Source organism: Natronomonas marina, from assembly GCF_024298905.1.
Classification (GTDB): Archaea; Halobacteriota; Halobacteria; order Halobacteriales; family Haloarculaceae; genus Natronomonas; species Natronomonas marina.
Map to the genome: position 1 here is coordinate 1757690 of NZ_CP101154.1, position 21071 is coordinate 1778760.

Genomic DNA, 21071 nt, shown 5'->3' on the forward strand with positions numbered 1-21071 from the left:
CGTCGTTGAGTCATCCGAAAGGTCTAAACGCCAATAAGTGGTTTATTATCGTGACAGACTCTCCTCCCAGAATGCGATACTTCGATTTGACCTTGACCCCCGAGGACGGCGCGATTCACCCGGTAGACCGGGCCATCGCGGCCAACGCCGCCGTCGACCGGGAGGCGATCATGCACTTCGACGGGCTGGGGGACGGCTCCGCGATACTGCTCTATCGGCTGGTGGGCGATTCGGATCGACTGCTCGACGCGCTGTCGGATCACCCCGACCTGTATGCCCACGACCTGATGGACCTCGACGAGGAGGCCTTTCACCTCTACGTCCACGTCACGCCGGGGGACCCGGCGCGAAAGCTGATGGACCTGGCCGAGAAGTACGCCCTCATCATCGAGACGCCCATCGAGTTCATCCACAGTAACTCGGTTCGGATGACCGTCATCGGCGACCACGAGATGCTCCGGGGCGCCATCGACGAGATGCCCGACTCGCTGACCCTCTCGCTCGATCAGGTCGGCACCTACGCGCCGGACCGCCGCGATATGCTCTCCTCGCTCACCGACCGACAACTGGAGGTGTTCCGGGCGGCCGTCGACCTCGGCTACTACGAGATTCCGCGGCGGGCGACCCACGAGGAGATCGCCGACCACCTCGAGTGTGCGCCCTCGACGGTCGACGAGCACCTCCGAAAAGCCGAATCGCGGGTGCTGCAGTCGCTAGTTGGCTGACCGCCCGCCGGCTACGCCGGGTCGGTCGCCTCGTCACCGAGTTTCACGTACAGTCCGACGGCGAATCCGATCCCGAGGACCGTGCCGACGAGCACCGGTCCGACGCCGGTCGGGTCGGGGCTGAGGAGCAATCCGAGACCGAACCCGGCCACGAGTCCCACCACGAGCGAGACGACCGCACGGAGGGCGCGATGCATACCGTTCGGATCACACGGGACGTAAATAAGCACTGTGCGACCTCGACGACACGGCGGTCGACCCGTCCCGGCCGATCAGAAGAAGACGGTGCCGTGGTGACGGGGTCGGTCGTCGCGCTGCTTGGTCCGGTAGGTGTCCAGCCGGACCTCCAGTTGCTCGCGGAGGTCGCCGGCGGGGACGAGTTCGTCGACCTGCATCTGGCCGGCCTGCTTTTCGATGTCGATGTACTTGTCGAACTCCTGTTTGGCCGACTCGATGAAGGCGTCCTTGGCCTCCTCGTCCATGTCCTCGATCTGGCCGCCGAACAGCGCGTGAACGGCGGCGTCGGGCCCCATGACCGAGATTTCGGCCGACGGGAGCGCCAGCGTCGCGTCCGGGCCGAAGGAGGGACCGGCCATCGCGTAGATGCCGGCGCCGTAGGCCTTCCGCGTGATGACGCAGAACTTCGGCACCTGGGCGTTGGAGGTGGCGTAGATGAACTTCCGGCCCTTCCGGAGGACGCCCTCCTTTTCGACCTGCGAGCCAATCATGTAGCCCGGCGTGTCACAGAGGTAAACGAGCGGGATGTTGTAGGCGTCGCAGGTCCACACGAAGCCAGCGCCCTTGTCGGCCGAATCGGGGAAGATGGCGCCGGAGACGTGCTCGGGGTTGTTGGCGACGACGCCGACGACCTGGCCGTCGATGCGGCCGAGACCGGTGACGAGTTCGGGGGCGAACTCGGGCTTTACCTCGATGAACGAGTCCCGGTCGACGACGCGGTCGATGACCTCGCCGACGTCGTAGGCCTTGTTCGGTTCGTCGGGGATGACGCCGTCGAGGCTGTAGGGGTTCTTCTTCGGCGGCTTCGCGGGTTCCTCGGGCGGTGTCTCGGAGTAGTTCTGCGGGAGCAGGCGGAGGATTTCCTTGGCCTTCTCGGCGGCCGTCTCCTCGTCGGGCACGACGAGGTCGGCGCTGCCGGAGTGTCTGGCGTGGACCTCCGGGCCGCCGAGTTGCTGCATGTCGGTCTGTTCGCCGGTCATCGCCTCGACGATGCGCGGGGAGGCGATGGCCATGCCGGCGATGTCCTCGACCATGATGAGGTAGTCACAGAAGACGGGCGTGTACGCCGAGCCCGCGACGTCGGGACCGTACAGGACGCCGATCTGGGGGATCTCGCCGGACATCCGACACTGGTTGTAGAACATCTTGCCGCCCCGGTAGCGGTCCATGTGGGTGTCGCCGGGTTCCCGCTCGTCGGCGTTGAGGCGGGCGCCCGTCGAGTCGACGAGTCGGAGCATCGGGATACCCAGGTCCATCGCACGCTCCTGGATTCGGATGACCTTCTCGACGCCCATCTGCCCGAGCGACCCCGCCTTGACGGTGTAGTCGTTGGCGGTGAAGGCGACCTTCCGGCCGTCGATGGTGCCGACCCCGGTTATGAGGCCGTCGGCCGGGAGTTCGTCGTCGTCGCCGTGGCGGGCGAAGGTGCCGTCCTCGTACTCGATACGGTCGAATATCATGTCCAGGCGGTCCCGGACGAACACCTTCCCGAGGTCCTCTATCTTGTCGAAGCCGCGCTCGGGACCGCCCGAGAGGATGCCCTCGACCTCCTCGCGGATGGCCTCCTCGCGCTCGGTGACGACGGCGCCCTCCTCGCTCCAGTTCTCGCCGGCCTCCGCCAGCGTCTCGCCCTCGTCGACCAGTTGCACGCCCCGGCCCAGGTGTTCGGAAACGGCCGTCGCGATGGCCTGTGCGACCTCCTCGTCGGTCTCGTTGTCGATTTTTATCTCCATGGTATCTCGGGAAACTCACAGTGGGTTTAGAGTTTCCAGCGTTCGCGTATGCCGTGATATACCAACGCAGCGTAAAAACATTGTGGGTGCGGTCTCGGCACCCGGCGGGAAAAGCTTCGGTCCCGCGGCAGCGACTGCCGGCCACCGACCGGCTTTAGCCCCTGGGTCCCGAACGGCCGAGACATGACGGCCGCGCTGTTCGTCGTGAGCGAGCACGGCTACTGGGGCGAGGAGTGTATCGAGCCGCTGACGACGCTGGAGTCGGCCGACATCGACGTGACGGTGGCGACGCCGACCGGGTCGCCGCCGGTCGTCGACGAGCGGTCCGTCGACCCCGACAACGTCGGCGAGGAGACCGCCGCGGAGGTCCGCGAGGTCGACGAGAGCCACCCCGAACTGAACGACCCGATTCGACTCGCGGCGGCGTCGCCCGGCGAGTACGACGCCGTCGTCTTCCCCGGCGGCCACGGTACCGAGTGGGACGTGAACCAGGACCGCCACGCTCGACAGCTACTGCTCGACGCCGTCGCCGGCGAGGACGGCGTCGCGCTGGTGGTGTGTCACGCCGTGGGCATCCTCGCGTTCACCCGCGAGGCCGACGGTTCCTTCCTCGCGGAGGGCCGCCCGGTGACCGGCTTCCCGAACGACTGGGAGGAGGGCATCGTCGACGAGGACGATCTGATGCCGGACGGCCGGAAACTGCCCTACTGGGTCGAGGACGAGGTGAAGGCGGCCGGCGCCGACTGGGACGCGGAACTGGACGACGACACCAGCGTCACCGTCGACGGCGACCTCATCACGGCGCGCGGACCGGGGTCGTCGGCGGCGGCCGCCGAGACGCTGCTTGACGCGCTGGACATCTGAACGGTACCCGTTACCGCCGGAAGTCGAAGCGGACCTCCTCGACGGCGACGTTCGGCTCGACCTCGCGGCCCTCGTCGAACTTCACGAAACTGAGGTAGTACGGTTCGCCACAGCCGTCGCCGTCGGTCTCGGCGGCGCCGCAGACGATGACGACCCCCTCGCTGTCGGCGTAGGGGTCCCCGTCCGGGTCGGCGTCGGCTGCCTCGTGGGCGTCGGCGTACGTCCAGCCGTCGAGGGGGTCGGGCGTGACGCACTTGTCGTCGAGGTAGGCGCCGCGCTGGAGTTCGGCGACGGCGCCGCAGCGCGGGCAGTGATAGGAGACGGTGACCATACCGGACGTTGGGTCCGAACCGCAATAGGGCCGTCGGACGGCCCGAAGGGGTTATGAAGCCGCCGGTCGTCGGTTCCCGCATGATAGACGAGACGGTCGAAGAGATAGAGGAGATGCAGACCCACTCGTCGTCGACGGTCGCCATCAAGGCCGCCGAAGCCCTCCGGGAACTGCTCGACCGGGAGTTCGCCACGACCGAGGAGTACCTCCAGTCGCTCGAACAGAACAGCAACGCGCTGCGCCGGGCCAACACCTCCCACGCCTCGCTCTTTACCACCCAGCGGGAGATCGTCGGCCGGGTCCGGGAGACCGACCCCGACTCCGTCGAGGCGGCGAAGGCGGCGACGGAAGCCGCCATCGACGAGGCCGTCGAGTCCGTCGAGCGGGCCAAACACGAGGCCGCAAAGGAGGCCGTCGACCTGCTCGAGGACGGCACCACCCTCCTCACGCACGACTTCTCCTCGACCGTGATGGAGGCCATCGAACTGGCCGCACAGGCCGGCCGGCACCTGGAGGTGTACGTCACGGAGGCGCGGCCGCGGTTCATCGGCCGGAAGGCCGCCCGCGCGCTGGCCGGGATCGACCGCGTCGAACCGACGCTCGTCGTCGACAGCGCGGCCGGCCACTACCTCGACGACTGCGACCGGGTCGTCGTCGGCATGGACTGCATCGTCGACGACGTCCTCTACAACCGGGTCGGCACCTTCCCCATCGCGGCGACGGCGGCGGAACTGGCCGTGCCGGTGTCGGTGCTGGGCTCGAGCGCGAAGCTCATCGACGAGGGGTTCGCCTTCGAAAACGAGTTCCGCTCGCCGAGCGAGGTGATGCGGGAGCCCGCGGAGGGGTTTTCGGTCGCCAACCCGGCCTACGACGCGACCCCGACCCACCTCCTACAGAACGTCGTGACGGACGAGGGCGTTCACAAACTGGAGTAGGGGTCTGATACCGGCGAAGGGGTTCCAGCGGCTCGGCGCGTCGAACCGGGGCTGGCTGACGACGAGTTCACCGCACTCGGGACACTCGACGTCCGTCCGGTCGCCGTCGGTCCTGGCCACGGACCAGCCCCCGTCGACGGGGGCGTCGTGCCCGCAGGCCGGACAGAACAGGACCGCCTTCCTGTCCGTCCGGGCCGTCGGGTGCGTTTTTCTGTCGGCCATCAAGTAACGTGATGGTACTGTAACGGATAAACCTGCTGCCTGTCAATGTAGGCAGACGGTGTATGATGGATTTTGATGGGGAATACGGCCGACTTACTGGAACGTCCGGCTGATCTCGGGTTCGTCCGGTTCGCCGCCGGGCGTGAACTTCTCCTCCATCTCCTCGTAGCGTTCGCGGGCGTCCTCGTCGACGCTGGCGCCGACCTCGTCGAGGGCCTCCTCGAAGTGCGCTGCGGTCACGCGGACGTTCCCGACGCTCTGGGCGGCCTCCTCCGGATCGACGCTGTTGATGAACTCGCGTGTGGCCGCCATCGAGGCCTCCCGACAGACCGCCTCGAGATCCGCACCGACGTAGCCGTCGGTCTTCCGGGCCAGTTCCTCGAGGTCGACATCGTCGGCCAGCGGCTTGTTGCGGGTGTGGACCGCCAGGATCTTCCGGCGGGCCTCTTCGTCGGGCACGGGGACGTGGACGTGGCGGTCCAGCCGACCGGGCCGCAGCAGCGCCGAGTCGATGAGGTCCGGGCGGTTGGTCGTGGCGATGACCACGACGTCCTCCAGTTCCTCGAGACCGTCCAGTTCGGTCAGCAACTGGGAGACGACGCGCTCACCGACGCCGCTGTCGCCCATGCGCTTGCCGCGCTCGCCCGCGATGGAGTCTATCTCGTCGAAGAAGACGACGGTCGGGGCGTTGGAACGGGCCTTCTCGAACACCTCGCGGACGCCCTTCTCGGACTCGCCGACGTACTTGTTCAGTAGTTCGGGACCCTTGATCGAGATGAAGTTCGACTGGGCCTCGTTGGCGACGGCCTTGGCCATCAGGGTCTTGCCGGTCCCCGGCGGGCCGTACAGCAACACGCCCTTGGCGGCGTCGACGTCCATCGTCTCGAAGACCTCGGGGTACTCCAGCGGCCACTGGATGGTCTCCCGGAGCCGTTCCTGGGTATCGTCGAGCCCGCCGACGTCGTTCCAGGTGACGTCGGGGACCTCGACGAACACCTCCCGGAGCGCGGAGGGCTCGATGCCCTTCAGCGCCTCCTTGAAGTCCTCGCGGGTGACCTGCATCGACTCCAGCATCTCGGCGTCGATCTCCTCGGCCTCCAGGTCGAGTTCGGGCCGGAGGCGACGCAGCGCGTTCATCGCGGCCTCCTTCGCGAGGCTCTCGAGGTCGGCGCCGACGAAGCCGTGGGTGTTGTCGGCGTACTGCTCGAGATCGATGCCGTCGACCAGCGGCATCCCGCGGGTGTGGACCTGCAGGATCTCCTTGCGGCCCTCCTTGTCCGGGACGCCGATCTCGATCTCGCGGTCGAAGCGGCCGCCCCGCCGCAGCGCCGGGTCGATGGCGTCGACGCGGTTGGTCGCGCCGATGACGATGACGTCACCGCGCTCGTCGAGTCCGTCCATCAGCGAGAGCAACTGGGCGACGACGCGGCGCTCGACGTCGCCGCTCGTCTCGCCGCGCTTCGGGGCGATGGAGTCGAGTTCGTCGACGAAGATGATCGCGGGGGCGTTCTCCTCGGCCTCCTCGAACACCTCCCGGAGTTGCTCTTCGCTCTCGCCGTAGTACTTCGACATGATCTCCGGGCCGGAGATGTTGGTGAAGTAGGCGTCGATCTCGCTGGCGACTGCCTTGGCCATCAGGGTCTTGCCGGTCCCCGGCGGGCCGTGCAGCAGCACGCCCTTGGGCGGCTCGATACCGAGCTGCTGGAACAGCTCGGGGTGTCGCATCGGCAGCTCGATCATCTCGCGGACCTGCTCGAGTTCGTCGTCGAGACCGCCGATGTCCTCGTAGGTAACGGAGGGGGTGCCGCCGGCGGCACCGGTCGCGGAACCGCCGCCCTGCTGGGCGATCTGTTCGGCGGGCTGTTCGCTGATCTCGATTTCCGTCGAGTCGGTGACGACGACCGTCCCGCTGGGGTCGGTGTCGGCTATCTTCAGCGGGATGCGCTGGCCGCTGCGCGAGGACAGCGGGCCCAGTCCCAGCGAGAAGGGGACGTTCTGGCCCTTCGTGACGGCCTGGCCGCTCAGCTTGTCGCGGATGTGCGGCCCGATGTTCCCCCGGATGCGGAGGTTCTGGGGCAGCGCCACCGTCACCTGCTTGGCCGGGTTGACGTCGGCGGCCTCGACGATCACGCTGTCGTCGATGCCGACGTCGGCCTCCTGGCGGAGGCGTCCGTCGATGCGGATGACGCCCTCGCCCTCGTCTTCGGGGTAGCCGGGCCACACCCGGGCGACCGCACGGGAGTCACTGCTGTCGATGACGATGTAGTCGCCGTTCTCTAAGTCGAGATCGGCCATCGCGCTGCGGTCGATGGCGGCCAACCCGCGACCCGCGTCCTTCTGCTTGAGGGGCTTGACGGTGAGCTTCATGCGTTATCGCTCCACCTCGATACTGACGATTCCGTTGTTCATAACTGCACGGGACGCGCCCGCCGGAACCTCGAACTCGTGTTGCTCGTCGCCGACGACCACGATGGCCGTCCCGTCGACGATGTCGACGGTGCCGTCGACGTGTCCGAGGTCGACGGCGACGACCGACTCCGCTTCGTAGTCAAACTGCCGGACGACGCCGTCGACGTCGCCGCGGATCGACTGGGTGTAGTCGCTCATACTAACCATGAGTTAGTGTTCAAAGTATATAAATATTTCTACCAAAACCCACATACGGTGTCGAATAGTATCGATCCAGTACAATTGCGGTTCACACCATTGGCTGCCGTCCAATCGCGGGGGCGTTCGTTCGTGGCGTTTATCGCCCGACCGGACCTGGGACCGGCATGGAGACGGTCACACACCACGGCCGGACGACCGCTTACCGAGCGACCGACTTCGGCGAGGGACCACGGGTCTGTTACGTCCACGGCGCCGGCGGGGCCCACGACGTCTGGGTCGAGCAGTACGGCGACCGCGAGGGCCCGCCCGCGGTCGCGGTCGACCTCTCGGGACACGGCGACAGCGACGACGTCGAGACCGATCCCGGAGTCGAGACGCTGGACGCCTACGCCGAGGACGTGGTGGCCGTCTGCGAGGCGACCGGCGCGACGGTCCTGTGCGGCAACTCGATGGGCGGGGCCGTCGCGCTGTGGGTCGCCCTCGAGTACGACCTCGACGTCGAGGCGCTGGTACTGGCCGACACCGGCGCGAAACTCGGCGTCGACGACGGCCTTCTGGAGGCGCTGGACCGGAACTTCGAGAGCGCCGTCGCCTCGCTGCACGTCCCCGACACGCTGTTTCACGACCCCGACGACGACCTCGTGGAAGTGTCCAAGCGCGGCCTGCTGTCGACGGGACGGGCCGTCACACTGCGTGACTTCCGGACCTGCGACGCCTTCGACGTCCGGGACCGACTCGGGGAAATCGAGATTCCGGGGCTGGCGCTCTGTGGCGAACACGACCCCATGACGCCGCCCCGGTTCGCCGAGTACCTGGCCGACGAGATGCCCGACTGCGAGTACGTGGAGATAGCGGCGGCCGCACACATGCCGATGCTCGAGCGACCCGACGTCTTCGACGACGCCGTCCGCTCGTTTTTACTCTAGCCGTTCGGCGGCGTCCTTGTCGACGAGGACGTCGGCGTTCGGTTCGGGCAGCGTGACGACATCCTCGGCGCCGAGGTCGTAGTCGCGGTCGTCGGCGCCGACGACCTCGCCCACGTCCGCGGTGACCCGGACCGTCGTCCGCGGCATACCGGGCAGGTCGGACCCCGACTCCGTGGTTGACCCGCCGTTCGAGGCCTCCTCGGCGGTCTCCACCGTGTCGTCGGTGGCCGGGGCCTCGTCCGTCGCCGGCGGCGTCGGCTCGGTCTCGGGGGGCGCGTCCGTGCGGTCGGGGCCTGCGACGGCCTCCGCCGGGGATTTCGTCGCCGACTCGGTGGCGTGGTCGGACGGCGACTCGGGCGGTTGCTGGGCGGGCGTCTCGCTGACGGTCTCCGGCGATTCCCCCGAGGCCTGCGTCGATTCCGGCAGCGCCTCCTCCGGGGCCTCGCCCATCAGGTCGGCGGCGCTGACCCCCTCGGGAGCCGGGTCGTCGGCGTCGGCCGTCGGGGGCTCGCGGTCGGCGTCCGACGCCACGCTCGGGTCCGCCGGGGCCGCGTCGGCCGTCTCCTCGTCGATGGAACAGGAGACCGACGGCCCCTCGCCGTCCATCGCCGAGAGAACGGTCTCGCGGTTGGCCTCGATGCGGGCGACCAGGTCCTCGAAGAGGTCGGCCTCCTCGTCGGTGAGGCCGTCGTCGTCGACCGGCATTCCCGCCGCGGCGATGGATGCCTTCTTGACCACCTTGCCGACGCGGCGCTCGTAGATGGCCTCGACGGTCTGTTCGGCCGTCTCGATGTCGTCGGAGAGCTTCCTGACCTCCGGCGACGAGAAGGGATCGTCGGCGTCCTCGACGACGCTGGCGCGCTGTTCGGTGAGTTCGCGGATGTACTCGCCGACCTCTCGGTAGAACGACGAACGCAGGTGCTGGAGGTCGCTCGACTGGCGTTCGCGTGCTTGCACCGACTGGAGTTCGTCGAGGTTCATTCTCCGGCTTTCGTTGCGTGGCCGCGGGCCATGGCGAAGACGCCCGCGTACTCTGGCAGCGAATGGACTCCCTCCGAGAGCCTAAATGTTTCGCCGCGGAGTTCGACCGTCGTCGACTCGCGGACGTAGACGGCGATGTCGTTGCCGACGAACGTCTCCGGGACGGCGTCGACGAGCGGGTCGAACGACTCGACCTCCGACCGGTCGATGCGCCTGACCGCGAGACCGCTGCCGCCGTGGAGGCTCCCCGGCAGCCGGATGAGCCGGTTGATGTCCGTGGTCACCGGTTCGTCTATCGGGGCCGTCTCCGCCTCGCGGACCTCCTCGAAGAGTCTGGCAGCGACGGTGTAGACTGCCGAATGGACGTCCACGTTGCCCGTCGCCAGCTCCTCGCGGTTCTGTCGGGCGGCGTTCAGCGCCGCCGTCGCTTTCCCCTCGCCGATGTTTTCGAAACGCTGGAGCCGTTCGAGCGCCTCGTCGTCGTCCATCGAGAGCAGTTCTTCGACGAACGTTTCGAGCCGTTCCCGCGTCCGGCCGGCCCACCCGCCCGCCGGAAGCGACCGTTTCTGTGCCGGCGAGGAGCGGCCGGCACTGCCCGCGACGGCCTCTGTCCGCACGATGTCGTCGAAGGTGACGCCCTCGCCGAGGACGTAGTCGACTATCTCGCGTCGCGCCGTCCGGTCCAGCTCGAGGACGCCGGGGTCGCGTACGTGTACGTGGTAGCCGCGGCCGCCCGAGAAGACGACGGTCAACTCCTCGAAGCCGAAGTCCGATTCCAGCAGATCGAGCAACCGGAGCAGCGCACCCTTGCACTCGGCCAGCATCTCGGCGTAGGCGTCCGCCCCGGGGTCGACCCCCGGGAGGTGGTCGGCGTCCAAGTCGAACACGAGGTCCGACCCCCGCCACCCCTTCGCGCCCATGCTGTCGGCGCCCGGGTCGTCGTAGCGGCCCGCCGAGAAGTAGACGTGCCGTGGCCGCTCGCCCGCGAGGAAGTCCCCGAGGTCGCCGCCGCCGACAAGGTCGAGGTGCGAGTGGTGCCGCACCATCGTCGTCCCGCCCTCGCTCCAGGTAATGTAGCCCCACTCGCGTTCGTTGCCCGCGGGCGGCGGCGACACCGAGGTTCGCCGGTAGTGGTCGCCGAACCGGCCTCGCAGGTACTCGCGGGTGCGGCCGTCCATGCCCCGGGGTTCGAGACTCGGGTGAAAAAGCGTTGCTCTCCGCGTCAGCCACCGGGCATGAACCGCGAGAGCGTCTCCGTGATGCCGCCGTCGCCCAGGCGGAGGTAGTAGGCGTCGCCGTCGTCCTCGTAGTAGTTGTCGACCCGGCGCTGGACCTCGAAGCCGAGGTGTTCGTAGAACGACAGCGCCTCGTCGTTGGTCGCCCGGGCGTGACAGGTCACCGTCCCGTGGTCGTCGACGACGGCGGCCACGAGCCGTCTGCCGAACCCCTCGCCGCGGTAGTCGGGATGTACGGCCAGAAAGAGGATGTAACCGTCCCGGCGCGTGGCCGCGAAGCCGACGACGCTGTCGCCGTCGTAGCCCGGTTCGACGAGGAGGTACACCTTCGAGCGGCGGTAGGCGTCGGTGAAGAAGCCGTGGCGCTGTTTGAGGACGCCCTCCTCGCGCCGGATTCGCTCCTTCAGCGCCCACGCCTCCTCGACGAGTTCGTCGTCTCCCGTGTCGATGAGGCGGGTATCGACGGTGACGCTCACTGGCTACGCGTACGGAGGGACCGAATATAACTCCACCGCCGGCCTCCCGTAACCCTTTCGGCCGTCCGGTGGTAGGGAGTCGTCAATGCCGCCAGCGCCGGCCGGAAACGACCCCGAACGCTCGACCGCCGCTTCCGTCGACGGAACGAACGGACCCGAGAACGATGACAGGTGAGTTCGCCCTCCGGGAACACACCGCAGACGTCGCTATCGAGGCGACCGGCGACACCCTCGGAGCGGTCTTTGCCGCCGTCGCGGACGGCCTGACCGCCGCCCACTGCGAGTCGGTGCCCGCCGAGGGCGGCGACACCTTCGGCTTCGGCGTCGCCGCCGCCTCCCGGGAGGCGCTGCTCTTCGACTACCTCGACGAAATCATCTATCAGCGGGATGTCCGCGGCGTCCTCCCGACCGACCACGAGGTGGACGTCCACTGGAACGGCGAGTGGGTCGCCGAGGCCTACGCCCGCGGCGTCCCCTTCGAGGCCGTCGACGCCCGCGAAATCAAGGCCGTCACCTACTCCGAGATGGAACTGGTCGAGACCGACGACGGCTGGCGGGCCTACGTCGTCCTCGACGTTTAGCCGAGCGACCCCAGCAGGTCGACGCCGACGTCGAAGTACTCGACGGTCTTGAAGCCCAGATAGATGCCGACGATACCGAGCAGACCCGCCAGTTCCGGCGGCGCGGGGATGGGAACGCCGACGAAGGCGAAGGCGGCGCCTGCGATGAAACCGGTCAGAAGCGCAAGCACAGCGACGGCCGGTCCGTTCATACCAGCTACCCCGGCGGGTGCAGATAAATCGGTTGCGGTCCCGGGGGTCGGCGGGCGGGGAGTCGAGAGCGCGCCCGGGCGCGCTCACTCGGGGCCGCACTCCTGGGAGACCGCACGCTCGGCGCCGGTCCCCGACACCTGCTCGGCGGGCGACCCGGCGACGGTCGTCTCGGGCGGGACGGACTCGACGACGACCGACCCGGCCCCGACCGTCGCGTTCTCGCCGACGGTGATGTCGCCGAGCAGCGTCGCGTTGGCGCCGACGGTGACGCCGTCTTCGAGCGTCGGGTGTCGTTTCTCGCGGCGCATCGAGTCGCCGCCCAGCGTGACGCCGTGGTACATCAGCACGTCGTCACCGATTTCGGCAGTCTCGCCGATCACGACGGCGGCGCCGTGGTCGACGAACAGCCGTCGGCCGACGTCGGCGGCCGGGTGTATCTCGACGCCGGTGAACAGTCGGACCGCCTGCGAGAGCAGGCGAGCGGTGAACGTGAACCCCCGCTCCCACAGGGCGTGTGCGACGCGGTATCCCCAGACGGCGTGCAGGCCAGGGTAGAGCAGCGCGACGGTGACGGCACTGGTCGCTGCCGGGTCCTTTGCGAGCGCGGCGCGGACGTCCTCTCTGAGTCTGTCGAGTATCATGTCGTGGTGTGAGCCGGTCGGTCGGAGACGGGACGGGCAGCCGAAAGTCGGCCGTCACTGGCAGCGACGGCCGAAAAGAGCCTCAACAGCGACAGCGACACGCCGCACGGGAGAGCGAACGGGCAGTGTGCGAACCGACACCCGCGGCCGCGACGTGGTCGTGCGCCATACTATCACGTAGTTCCCCGACGAGCGGCTAAAACCTGTCGGTCGTGGGGCTACTGGGAGTAGTCCTCGCCGTAGATGTCCCGGACCTGCTCCTCGAAGCGATCGACGACCTTCCGGCGCTTGATCTTCATGGACGGCGTCAGCAGTTCGTTGTCGGCGGTCCACTCGAGAGGGACCAGTCGGAACTCCTTGATCTTCTCCGACTTCGAGAGCTGTTCGTTGACGGCGTCGACCTCCCTCTGGACGAACTCACGGACGCGGTCGTCGGCGCAGATGGCCGCCTGGTCGTCGGGCAGGTCGATGCCCTCGGCGTCGGCCCACGCCTCGATGGCCTCGAAGTTCGGGACGAAGAGCGCCGCGATGAACTTCTGGTTGTCGCCGATGACCATCGCCTGGTCGATCCGCTCGGAGGTGGCGAACTCGTCCTCGATGGGCTGTGGGGCGATGTTCTTGCCCGTGTCCAGGACGATGAGCTGTTTGAGGCGGTCGTGATAGATCAGGTAGCCGTCGGAGGTCTGCTCTATGATGTCGCCGCTGCGGAACCAGCCGTCCTCGGTGAACGCCTCCTCGGTCGCGCCCGGCCGGTTCCAGTAGCCCGGCGTGACGTTCGGCCCCTTGATGTGGAGTTCGCCGATGTCGCCCTCGACCTCCGCGCGGCGCTCGTCGTCGACGACCGACTCGTCGAGGCGGACGTCGACGTTGACGAGCGGCGGCCCGAGCGTCCCCGCACGGGAGTCCTCCGGGGGGTTGACCGAAACGACGGGCGACGTCTCGGTGAGACCGTAGCCCTCGTAGATGGGCAGTCCCATCCCCTCGAAGAGCTGCGAGAGCCGCTTCGAGAGGCTGCCGCCGCCGCTGATGAACGCCTCGATGTTGCCGCCCATCTGGTCGCGGACCTTCGAGAACACCAGCCGGTCGTAGACGGCGTGGCGAAGCCGGAGGATCGGTCCCGGCCTCTCGGTGGTGGCGTACTCGCGGGCGACGGCGACCGCCCGGTCGAAGATGGCGTCCGGCGCCTCAGAGCGCATGTTGTCGAAGATTCGCTCGTATACGCGAGGCACCGAGGAGGCGCCGGTCGGCTGGACGATCTGGATGTCGTCGGCGACCGTGTCCGGCGATTCGGCGTACGCGACCGTCGACCCCGCCCCGAACATCAGGAAGTGGCCGGCAACGCGCTCGAAGACGTGCGCGAGCGGGAGGAAGGACAGCGTCCGGTCGGTCTCGTCGAAGACCGGGAGGTCGGCGGGCTTGTCCGGGCGGGGACCGACCCGCTTGCGGATGCCGTTGATGTTCGACCGGAAGTTCCTGTGGGTCAGTTGGACCCCCTTCGGCTTGCCCGTCGTCCCCGAGGTGTAGATGAGCGACGCGAGGTCGTCGATGTCGCGCTCGGCGAGCCAGGACTCGTAGGAATCGATGTCGAAGGACTCCTGTCCGCGCTCGTAGAGTTCACGCAGCGTGAGCACGTCCTCGCGGTCGTCGTGGCCCTCGAACTCGTCCATGACCACGATGAACTCCAGTTCGAGATCGTCCTCGACTTCGAGGAGGCCATCGAGCAGTTCGCCGTTCTCGACGACGACCCCCTCTGCACCGGGGTCGTCCAGCAGGTACTGTGCACGACTCGGCGAGGACTCGGTGTAGACGGTCGTCACGACCGCCCCCGCGGCGAGCAGCCCGAAGTCCGCCTGGGCCCACTCCATGCGCGTGTTGGCGAAGATGCCGACTCGCGTGCCGCTCTCGACGCCGAGTTCGCGGAAGCCGGCCGCGAGGTTGTGGACGATGTCCTGCATCTCGGCGTAGGTCAGCGCCGCGAACTTGCCGGTCGGCGCCTCCGGCACCACCTCGGGTGCCAGCGACCGGTCGTAGACGCCCCCCTTGTACCACTGTGCCTCGCGGCTGGCGTGCCGCGAGGCGCTGGCCTCGAACATCCGCGACAGCGTGTTCTCGCCGATCACCTCGTCCTCGTACTCCGCCTCGGCCCGCAGCCAGTCCGGTTTTCTCGTGGACATGTCTACCTATGGGGCCAGTGACGAGCCACCTACATTAATGGGGAGGCTACGAAGGCACACGATACCGCTGGAACGCGTCTCTTTGATAATAAGCGGGTAATAGCGGGTACTGTCCGGTTATTTAAAATACCGCGTCGACAAGGAAACCCCCTTGGTGGTGGCCGAAAACGTCTACCCGTGTTCCCCTCCCTCCCCGACGTCGCACCCGGCGGGTGGCGCTACGCCGGCGTCGCCTTCGCCCTCGCCGTCCCTGCACTGCTAGTCGCGCTCCCGCTCGGCGTCGCGTGTCTCCTGGCCGGCGTCGCCGCGCTGTGGTTCCACCGCGACCCCGAACGGTCGCCCCCGCCCTCGGGCGTCGTCGCCCCCGCCGACGGCCGCGTCTCCGTCGTCCGCGAGGAGGGCAAGCGGGTCCGCGTCGCCGTCTTCATGAACGTCACCGACGTCCACGTCAACCGCGCGCCGGTCCCCTGTACCGTCGAATCCGTCACCCACACCCCCGGCGGCCACATGCCGGCCTTCTCCAAGGAATCCGAGCGCAACGAGCGGGTCACCTTCGACTGCGGCGACGTCGAGGTGACGCTCGTCGCCGGCGCCGTCGCCCGCCGCATCCACCCCTACGTCTCGCCCGGCGACGAACTCGACCGCGGGCAGCGACTCGGCCACATCTCCTTCGGGTCTCGGGCCGACGTCCTCCTTCCCCCCGAGTACGACCTCGACGACGTCCGGGTCGGCGAGGGCCAGCACGTCCGCGCCGGCGAGACCGTCATCGCCCCCTGACGGCGCAGGATTTTCTACGGCGTACCGCGTACACGGGACCGTGTCGTCCCGGGAAGCCACCGTCCAGGGGGAGTTCCACGCCGGCGCGACCGACGCCCGCGCGCTGCTCGAACGCGACGGCGGCCTCGAGTCCTACGACGCCGTCCTCGTCGAGGGGCGCTCGCCGACACTCGTCGTCCGGGAACTGACGCTCGGCTACGCGGCCTTCCTGATGGGGTACGTGACGCTCATGTGGGTCCAGGCCGCCGTCGCCCGCGTCCGGGGTCGGACCGAGGCCGGCGCCACCCTCCGGGAGGCCGCCGACCGCGCCGACGCCGCCTTCCACGACCGCATCGACGCCGACACCGCCACCGTCTACGAGATGGTGCCGACACCCGCCCGATACCTCTTCGGCGCCTGGCTGGTGAGCCTGCTCGCGGTGGCCGTCGTCGCCGGCCTCAACCGCCCGCTGCTCGTCGTCCTCTCGCTTTCGGTGCCGTACCTCTACACGACGCTGGCCATCGTCTTCGTCAAGGTCTCGGCCGACGCCAGGGCCAGTTACATGGCCGACCGCATCGACGACCTTGCGGCGGAACGCTCCTACGACCGCGTGGCCGTCCTCTGTGGCGACGCCCACCGCACCGCCGTCGGCGAGGCCCTCGAAGAACGGGAGTGGTCGGTCACGACCCACCGGACACGGCACCCGCTCGGGCGACTGTTCCGGTGGTGACCGCGAAGAATGCTCGCTAGGGGATTTGAACCCCTGTCATCGGCTGTCCTCGTCTCAAAGGGCCGTCCCTTTTAAGCACTCGAAAGGCCGATATGATTGGCCGGGCTACACCAAGCGAGCCTGTACCCGGATTTCTGCGTCGGCGTCGTATAAATCCTGCTCTTTGCGCCGCACCCCGTGAGGGAGCGTCACGGTGCACTACGGCGGTTCGAGCCCGGACTCGAAGGAGAGGTCGCCGTGGTCGGCCTTCGGGTGACACCGCTCACAGAGCGTCACGAGGTTGGATTCGTCGTGGGCGTCGCTCACGTCGGCGTCGGCTGCCTCGCGGAACTCCCGAACCGGGACGATGTGGTGGACTTCGAGCGTCGTCTCCCCGTCGCCTCGCCCGCAGTGCCGACACGCCTCGTCGCGTTCCAGCACCCGCTCCCGTGCCGTCGCCCACCCGGACCCGTACCGCTGGCTGTAGCCGCCCTGCCAGTTCGGGTTGTCCGGGCCGGCGGTGGACTCGCTCATGCGACGCCGGGTCTCCTCGGAGCGGGTGTGCCCACGTAAGGATTCGGCGATCTCCCGCCTGGTCGACTCGTCCACGGTCCGGCCCCGGTTCGCCTCGGCTATCCGCCGGCGGGTCTCCTCGGAGAACTCCCGCCCACTCATCGTCTCCGCGATCCGTTCTCTGACCCCCTCGTTCCTCGACTCCCCGTACAGCGGGTGGGTCTCGCCCTCCAGGTCCCGCGTCTCGACGTCGTGTCGGTGCATCCAGGTGCGGATGGTCCGCGGCGAGACGTCGCAGGCGTCGGCCATCTCCCGCTGGGTCCAGCCGTCCCCGTGGTAGCGGGCGACCAGCCACTCGGGGTCGCGGTAGTCCGGCGGCACGGTCGGGGGTAACGCCCGGCCGGATAAAAACTATTGCCGAACGGAGCGAAACTAAGTCTCACGAATCGTCGGAGGAATCCTACGCGATGTCGCGGCTGGTGTCGATGTCGACCTCGTCGGACAGTTCGAGTTTGATGATATCGGAGAGGGCCTGTCCGCCGCGGAACTTCGGGACGGCGAGGTGGTTCTCGATGCGGTCGCCCTTGACGGAGGTATCAAGTTGGAAGACGATGTCGGCCATGTGCTCGGTCGTGTCCCGGAGTTCGGGGACGCTGTGGCCGTCCAGACAGTGCAGGAGTGCGAGGCCGCCGGTGTTGTAGATGTGGTTCTGGAGTTCGTTGAGGAAGTTGCGGTAGCGGGTCGGCTCCTGTCGTTCGAGGACGTCGACGGGATCGATTATCAGGTTGGAGTCTTCGGGGAGCGCGGAGACGAGTTTGGCGGCGTTGTCCAGCGGCGCCTCGCCGGTGACGTCCCTGACGGTGGGGTCGCCGGTCTTCGTCTCGGCGTCGTCGATGCTGTTGGAGACGAAGTCGCCGGACCGGTCCAAAGAGAGGTACAGCGTGCCGCGGGTAGCGGTGAGTTCGTAGAGGAACAGTTCGGCCTGGCTGGCGGGATTGGCGGCGAGCACGACCACGCTTCCCGGCGGGATGCCTCCGTCGAGCTTCCGGTCGAGGACCTCGATGCCGGTACGGAGGCGGTCGCTCATCGGTGATTCCTCGGGACCGGAGCCGTTAAAGGTTTCTGGCGAGTCGGGTCCGGAAACTGTCTTTTTGCGGCGGCCGTCCGACGGTACGACGCCGGCTGTCACACGCGGTGAGCGGTCGGGGGATTCAAGAGCGTCCGTCGCGGGTGTTCCCCTAATGCGTCACGACCACCTGCTCAGCGCGAAACAGCTGTCGCGTGGCGACATCGAGGCGGTGCTGGACCGCGCCGCCGAGATGGCCGCCGACCCCGGTGCAGTCGCGGAGGCCCACGACGACCGGTTGCTGGGGCTGTGCTTCTTCGAGCCGAGCACCCGGACGAAGATGTCGTTCGACGCCGCGATGAAGCGGCTCGGTGGTGACACCATCGACATGGGCAGCGTCGAGTCCTCCTCGGTCAAGAAGGGCGAGAGCCTCGCCGACACCGTCCGGGTCATCGAGGGGTACGCCGACGCCCTGGTCCTCCGGCATCCGTCGGAGGGGTCGGCCAAACTCGCCAGCGAGTTCGTCGACGTGCCGGTGTTGAACGCGGGTGACGGCGCGGGCCAGCACCCGACACAGACGCTCTTGGACCTCTACACCATCCGCGAGAACGCGGGCTTCGAGGACCTCACGGTCGGCATCATGGGCGACCTGAAGTACGGTCGGACGGTCCACTCGCTGGCGCACGCGCTGACGAACTTCGACGCCAGCCAGCACTTCGTCAGCCCCGAGAGCCTCCGGCTGCCCCGGAGCGTCCGCTACGACCTCCACGAGGCGGGTGCGCAGGTCCGCGAGCACACCGACATCGAGGAGGTGCTGGAGACGCTGGACGTCCTCTACGTCACGCGCATCCAGCGCGAGCGGTTCCCCGACGAGAACGAGTACCGCCAGGTCGCCGGCGAGTACCGGATCGACGCCGAGTTGCTCGAGTCGGCCAGGGACGATCTGACCGTGATGCACCCGCTGCCCCGGGTCGACGAGATCGCGCCGGACGTCGACGAGACCGACCACGCGAGATACTTCGAACAGGCGCACAACGGCGTTCCCGTCCGAATGGCGCTGCTGGATCTGATGCTATGACAGACACAGAGCTCCGCGTTTCCAAGATCGAGAACGGCACCGTCATCGACCACATCACCGGCGGACAGGCGCTGAACGTCCTCGCCATTCTGGGCATCGACGGCACGTCCGGCGAGGAGGTCTCCGTGGGGATGAACGTCCCCTCCGACCGGCTGGGCCGCAAGGACATCGTGAAGGTCGAGGGCCGCGAGTTGAGCCAAAACGAGGTGGACGTCCTCTCGCTCATCGCGCCCGCCGCCACCATCAACATCGTCCGGGACTTCGACGTCGTCGAGAAACACCGCGTCTCCCGTCCCAGCGAGGTGACGGGCGTGCTGTCGTGCCCGAACGCAAACTGCATCACGACCGAGAGCGAGCCCGTCGAGTCCCGGTTCGAGGTGCTCGAGGAGGGGGTCCGCTGTACTTACTGCGACACCATCATCCGGGAGTCGATCGCGGCCCACATCAGCGTCGAGTAACACCCACTCGGTGACGGCCGGTAGTGACGGGCCCTCCCTGTCGCAGCGAGACGGGGACCCGCACCCTGACGCCGTCGCCCCTGACGGTCGTGCCGTCGTCGAACTCCGCGAGCGCACGGACCCGGTAGGTGAGGAGTCGGCGGAGCCGGACCGTGGCCTCGAACCGGCCCGAGCGGGTCAGCCGGCGCGCCGGCGTCGTCCGCCACCGCCGCCCGAACCGCCAGCGGTACTCGAAGCGGACGGTCGCGGCCTCGCCCTCGATGCGGGGTACCTGGCCCCGGAACGTCACTCGGCGGCCGTTCCGCTCCGGCGGGAGCGTCCGGACGGTCGGAACGAGCGCCGCCGCGGCGTCCACCAGGCCGCTGCCCTGCTCGTCGGCCGAAAGCGTTAGCGTCTCGGCGGTTTCGGCCAGCAGCGCCCGCGTCGCTGCCGCCGAGTGGCCGGCGCCGCGACACAGCGCCGCGGCGCCCGCGACGTGCGGCGCCGAGAAGGAGGTCCCGTTGACGGTGACGTACTGGCCGAGGCCGGTCGTGGTAATGGCAGCGCCCGGCGCCGCCAGTTCGGCCTCCGGCCCGGTCGCCGAGAACCGCGCGAAGTCGTCCTCTCTGGTGGTCGCGGTGACGGCGACCACCTCGGGGTGGGTCGACAGCGGGTTCAGACAGTCGGAACACGGCCCGACGTTGCCTGCGGAGGCGACGACGAGGACGTCGTGCTCGGCGGCGTGTCGGACCGCGTCCTCGTAGGCGCGGATGATCGGCCCGCTGATGGAGAGGTTGACGACCGAACAGCCGCGGTCGACGGCCCACCGGATGCCGGCAGCGACCAGCGAGACGCGGCCCGCCTTCTCGGCGTCGAGCACCTTCACCGGGTGGACGGTCGCACCGGGGGCGACGCCGAGGAGGTCGCCGGCGGCGGCGATGACGCCGGCACAGCCGGTCCCGTGGCCGGCATCGTCGGTCCACGGCGCCGAACAGCCATCGGTACAGTCGACGAAGGCGATCCCGTCGGCGAGGTTCGGCGCGATGTCTGGATGGGTTGCGACGCCGCTGTCGATGACGGCGACCCGGACGCCCTCACCGCGGTGGCCGGCCTCGTGGGCCGCCGGGGCGTCGATGCGATCCAGCGCCCACTGCCTGCGGCGCTGTCCTAGCGGGGCCGGGCGCCGCCCCGCGTCCGCGGCCGCGACCGGCAGGTCCGGTTCGACGTAGTCGACGGCCTCTGCCGTCGCCAGGTCGGCGGCCGCCGCCTCGTCCAGCGGTCCGACCACGAGCGTCCGCTGGGCCTCGAGGTCGATGACCCGCTCGTCGCCCGCGACCGCCTCGCAGGCCTCCGAGACTGCCGCCTCGTCTCTCGTCCCGACGATCCGCCGTTTCGGTTCTCCGTCCCGTCGCGCCCCCAACCCGAGGAGGCCGCCCGCGAGGAATCCGGCGGCGACGCCGCCGCCGAGCGCGAGCGTCTCCCGACGCGAGTAGTCCATAGCGTAAACTGGCGTCGCCGAGCGGAAAAATCTCGGGACCGGGGGAAAGGTTATGCCACCGGCGGCCGACGTATACGGCGTATGTCGAAGAAAGCAATCGCGGTTGTCCTCGTCGTCGTGGCAGTCCTGCTGTACGCGAAGAAACGGTAAC

Annotated in this window: 24 protein-coding genes and 1 tRNA gene; 9 read left to right on the top strand and 16 right to left on the bottom strand. The window is 68.4% G+C overall.

Annotated elements, in window-relative coordinates:
- Window positions 1-71 precede the first annotated feature (71 nt).
- Window positions 72-725, top strand: coding sequence for a helix-turn-helix domain-containing protein (locus tag NLF94_RS09495; RefSeq protein WP_254841228.1), 654 nt, complete (start codon window positions 72-74; stop codon window positions 723-725).
- 11 nt (window positions 726-736) lie between these two features.
- Here the strand turns inward: NLF94_RS09495 and NLF94_RS09500 are convergent, their stop codons facing one another.
- Both NLF94_RS09500 and NLF94_RS09505 read right to left on the bottom strand, forming a co-directional pair.
- Window positions 737-922 (bottom strand): hypothetical protein, encoded by a 186-nt coding sequence (locus NLF94_RS09500; protein ID WP_254841229.1) that lies wholly within the window; start codon window positions 920-922, stop codon window positions 737-739.
- A 75-nt stretch (window positions 923-997) separates the two neighbouring features.
- Entirely contained in the window at window positions 998-2695 is a 1698-nt protein-coding gene (locus NLF94_RS09505) for an acyl-CoA carboxylase subunit beta (protein WP_254841230.1), read from the bottom strand.
- A 183-nt stretch (window positions 2696-2878) separates the two neighbouring features.
- On the opposite strand from NLF94_RS09505, the gene NLF94_RS09510 reads away from it, so the two are divergent.
- Window positions 2879-3559, top strand: a complete 681-nt coding sequence (locus tag NLF94_RS09510) for a type 1 glutamine amidotransferase domain-containing protein (protein WP_254841231.1) — start codon at window positions 2879-2881, stop codon at window positions 3557-3559.
- A 10-nt stretch (window positions 3560-3569) separates the two neighbouring features.
- Here the strand turns inward: NLF94_RS09510 and NLF94_RS09515 are convergent, their stop codons facing one another.
- The gene (locus tag NLF94_RS09515) at window positions 3570-3890 is read right to left on the bottom strand and encodes a DUF7969 family protein (protein ID WP_254841232.1); all 321 of its coding nucleotides are present in this window, start codon (window positions 3888-3890) and stop codon (window positions 3570-3572) included.
- 80 nt (window positions 3891-3970) lie between these two features.
- Here NLF94_RS09515 and NLF94_RS09520 point away from each other — a divergent pair, with 80 nt between their 5' ends.
- Window positions 3971-4825: an eIF2B alpha/beta/delta subunit family protein gene (locus tag NLF94_RS09520; RefSeq protein ID WP_254841233.1), complete on the top strand. Its 855-nt coding sequence runs from the start codon at window positions 3971-3973 to the stop codon at window positions 4823-4825.
- Here the strand turns inward: NLF94_RS09520 and NLF94_RS09525 are convergent.
- From NLF94_RS09525 to NLF94_RS09535, 3 genes are all read right to left on the bottom strand, one after another.
- The gene (locus NLF94_RS09525; protein WP_254841234.1) at window positions 4781-5047 is read right to left on the bottom strand and encodes a DUF8106 domain-containing protein; all 267 of its coding nucleotides are present in this window, start codon (window positions 5045-5047) and stop codon (window positions 4781-4783) included. The two genes, NLF94_RS09520 and NLF94_RS09525, sit on opposite strands and share 45 nt — an antisense overlap.
- A 93-nt stretch (window positions 5048-5140) precedes the next feature.
- Window positions 5141-7414, bottom strand: coding sequence for a CDC48 family AAA ATPase (locus NLF94_RS09530; RefSeq protein WP_254841235.1), 2274 nt, complete (start codon window positions 7412-7414; stop codon window positions 5141-5143).
- A gap of 3 nt (window positions 7415-7417) precedes the next feature.
- A complete protein-coding gene (locus NLF94_RS09535) occupies window positions 7418-7654 on the bottom strand; it encodes a DUF7127 family protein (RefSeq protein ID WP_254841236.1) in 237 nt (78 codons plus the stop codon).
- Between the two features lie 167 nt (window positions 7655-7821).
- Between NLF94_RS09535 and NLF94_RS09540 the strand changes: the two genes are divergently transcribed.
- Entirely contained in the window at window positions 7822-8583 is a 762-nt protein-coding gene (locus NLF94_RS09540) for an alpha/beta fold hydrolase (RefSeq protein WP_254841237.1), read from the top strand.
- On the opposite strand, the gene NLF94_RS09545 is transcribed toward NLF94_RS09540, so the two are convergent.
- Genes NLF94_RS09545 through NLF94_RS09555 form a run of 3 tightly spaced genes read right to left on the bottom strand, consistent with a single transcriptional unit; the run spans window position 8575 to window position 11275 of the window.
- On the bottom strand, window positions 8575-9564 hold the full coding sequence (locus NLF94_RS09545; RefSeq protein ID WP_254841238.1) for a DNA replication complex subunit Gins51: 990 nt from the start codon (window positions 9562-9564) through the stop codon (window positions 8575-8577). The genes NLF94_RS09540 and NLF94_RS09545 overlap by 9 nt on opposite strands.
- Window positions 9561-10742 carry a DNA primase small subunit PriS gene (gene priS / locus NLF94_RS09550; protein WP_254841239.1) on the bottom strand — a complete coding sequence of 394 codons (1182 nt, stop codon included), beginning with the start codon at window positions 10740-10742 and terminating at the stop codon, window positions 9561-9563. Before priS ends, NLF94_RS09545 begins: the two co-directional genes overlap by 4 nt.
- Before the next feature lie 44 nt (window positions 10743-10786).
- Window positions 10787-11275 (bottom strand): GNAT family N-acetyltransferase, encoded by a 489-nt coding sequence (locus NLF94_RS09555; RefSeq protein ID WP_254841240.1) that lies wholly within the window; start codon window positions 11273-11275, stop codon window positions 10787-10789.
- A 164-nt stretch (window positions 11276-11439) separates the two neighbouring features.
- Here NLF94_RS09555 and NLF94_RS09560 point away from each other — a divergent pair, with 164 nt between their 5' ends.
- Window positions 11440-11856, top strand: coding sequence for an archease (locus NLF94_RS09560; protein WP_254841241.1), 417 nt, complete (start codon window positions 11440-11442; stop codon window positions 11854-11856).
- On the opposite strand, the gene NLF94_RS09565 is transcribed toward NLF94_RS09560, so the two are convergent.
- The 3 genes from NLF94_RS09565 to NLF94_RS09575 form a co-directional block, all read right to left on the bottom strand.
- Window positions 11853-12047, bottom strand: coding sequence for a XapX domain-containing protein (locus NLF94_RS09565; RefSeq protein WP_254841242.1), 195 nt, complete (start codon window positions 12045-12047; stop codon window positions 11853-11855). The two genes, NLF94_RS09560 and NLF94_RS09565, sit on opposite strands and share 4 nt — an antisense overlap.
- A gap of 84 nt (window positions 12048-12131) precedes the next feature.
- Window positions 12132-12686, bottom strand: a complete 555-nt coding sequence (cysE, locus tag NLF94_RS09570) for a serine O-acetyltransferase (protein WP_254841413.1) — start codon at window positions 12684-12686, stop codon at window positions 12132-12134.
- Window positions 12687-12907: 221 nt separating this feature from the next.
- Window positions 12908-14863, bottom strand: coding sequence for an AMP-dependent synthetase/ligase (locus NLF94_RS09575; protein ID WP_254841243.1), 1956 nt, complete (start codon window positions 14861-14863; stop codon window positions 12908-12910).
- 177 nt (window positions 14864-15040) lie between these two features.
- Here NLF94_RS09575 and NLF94_RS09580 point away from each other — a divergent pair, with 177 nt between their 5' ends.
- Together NLF94_RS09580 and NLF94_RS09585 are read left to right on the top strand one after the other, a co-directional pair.
- Window positions 15041-15640 (top strand): protein sorting system archaetidylserine decarboxylase, encoded by a 600-nt coding sequence (locus tag NLF94_RS09580; protein ID WP_254841244.1) that lies wholly within the window; start codon window positions 15041-15043, stop codon window positions 15638-15640.
- A 40-nt stretch (window positions 15641-15680) separates the two neighbouring features.
- The gene (locus NLF94_RS09585) at window positions 15681-16349 is read left to right on the top strand and encodes a hypothetical protein (protein ID WP_254841245.1); all 669 of its coding nucleotides are present in this window, start codon (window positions 15681-15683) and stop codon (window positions 16347-16349) included.
- Window positions 16350-16359: 10 nt separating this feature from the next.
- On the opposite strand, the gene NLF94_RS09590 is transcribed toward NLF94_RS09585, so the two are convergent.
- The 3 genes from NLF94_RS09590 to NLF94_RS09600 all read right to left on the bottom strand — a co-directional run bounded on the left by NLF94_RS09590 (window position 16360) and on the right by NLF94_RS09600 (window position 17928).
- Window positions 16360-16469: transfer RNA gene (locus tag NLF94_RS09590), tRNA-Glu, on the bottom strand.
- A 78-nt stretch (window positions 16470-16547) separates the two neighbouring features.
- The gene (locus NLF94_RS09595; RefSeq protein ID WP_254841246.1) at window positions 16548-17222 is read right to left on the bottom strand and encodes an NUMOD3 domain-containing DNA-binding protein; all 675 of its coding nucleotides are present in this window, start codon (window positions 17220-17222) and stop codon (window positions 16548-16550) included.
- 79 nt (window positions 17223-17301) lie between these two features.
- The gene (locus tag NLF94_RS09600) at window positions 17302-17928 is read right to left on the bottom strand and encodes an RAD55 family ATPase (protein WP_254841247.1); all 627 of its coding nucleotides are present in this window, start codon (window positions 17926-17928) and stop codon (window positions 17302-17304) included.
- Window positions 17929-18082: 154 nt separating this feature from the next.
- Between NLF94_RS09600 and pyrB the strand changes: the two genes are divergently transcribed.
- A complete protein-coding gene (gene pyrB, locus NLF94_RS09605; protein WP_254841248.1) occupies window positions 18083-18985 on the top strand; it encodes an aspartate carbamoyltransferase in 903 nt (300 codons plus the stop codon).
- Window positions 18982-19443, top strand: coding sequence for an aspartate carbamoyltransferase regulatory subunit (gene pyrI / locus NLF94_RS09610; RefSeq protein ID WP_254841249.1), 462 nt, complete (start codon window positions 18982-18984; stop codon window positions 19441-19443). Before pyrB ends, pyrI begins: the two co-directional genes overlap by 4 nt.
- On the opposite strand, the gene NLF94_RS09615 is transcribed toward pyrI, so the two are convergent.
- Window positions 19430-20920, bottom strand: coding sequence for a S8 family peptidase (locus NLF94_RS09615; protein WP_254841250.1), 1491 nt, complete (start codon window positions 20918-20920; stop codon window positions 19430-19432). The two genes, pyrI and NLF94_RS09615, sit on opposite strands and share 14 nt — an antisense overlap.
- Window positions 20921-21071 lie beyond the last annotated feature (151 nt).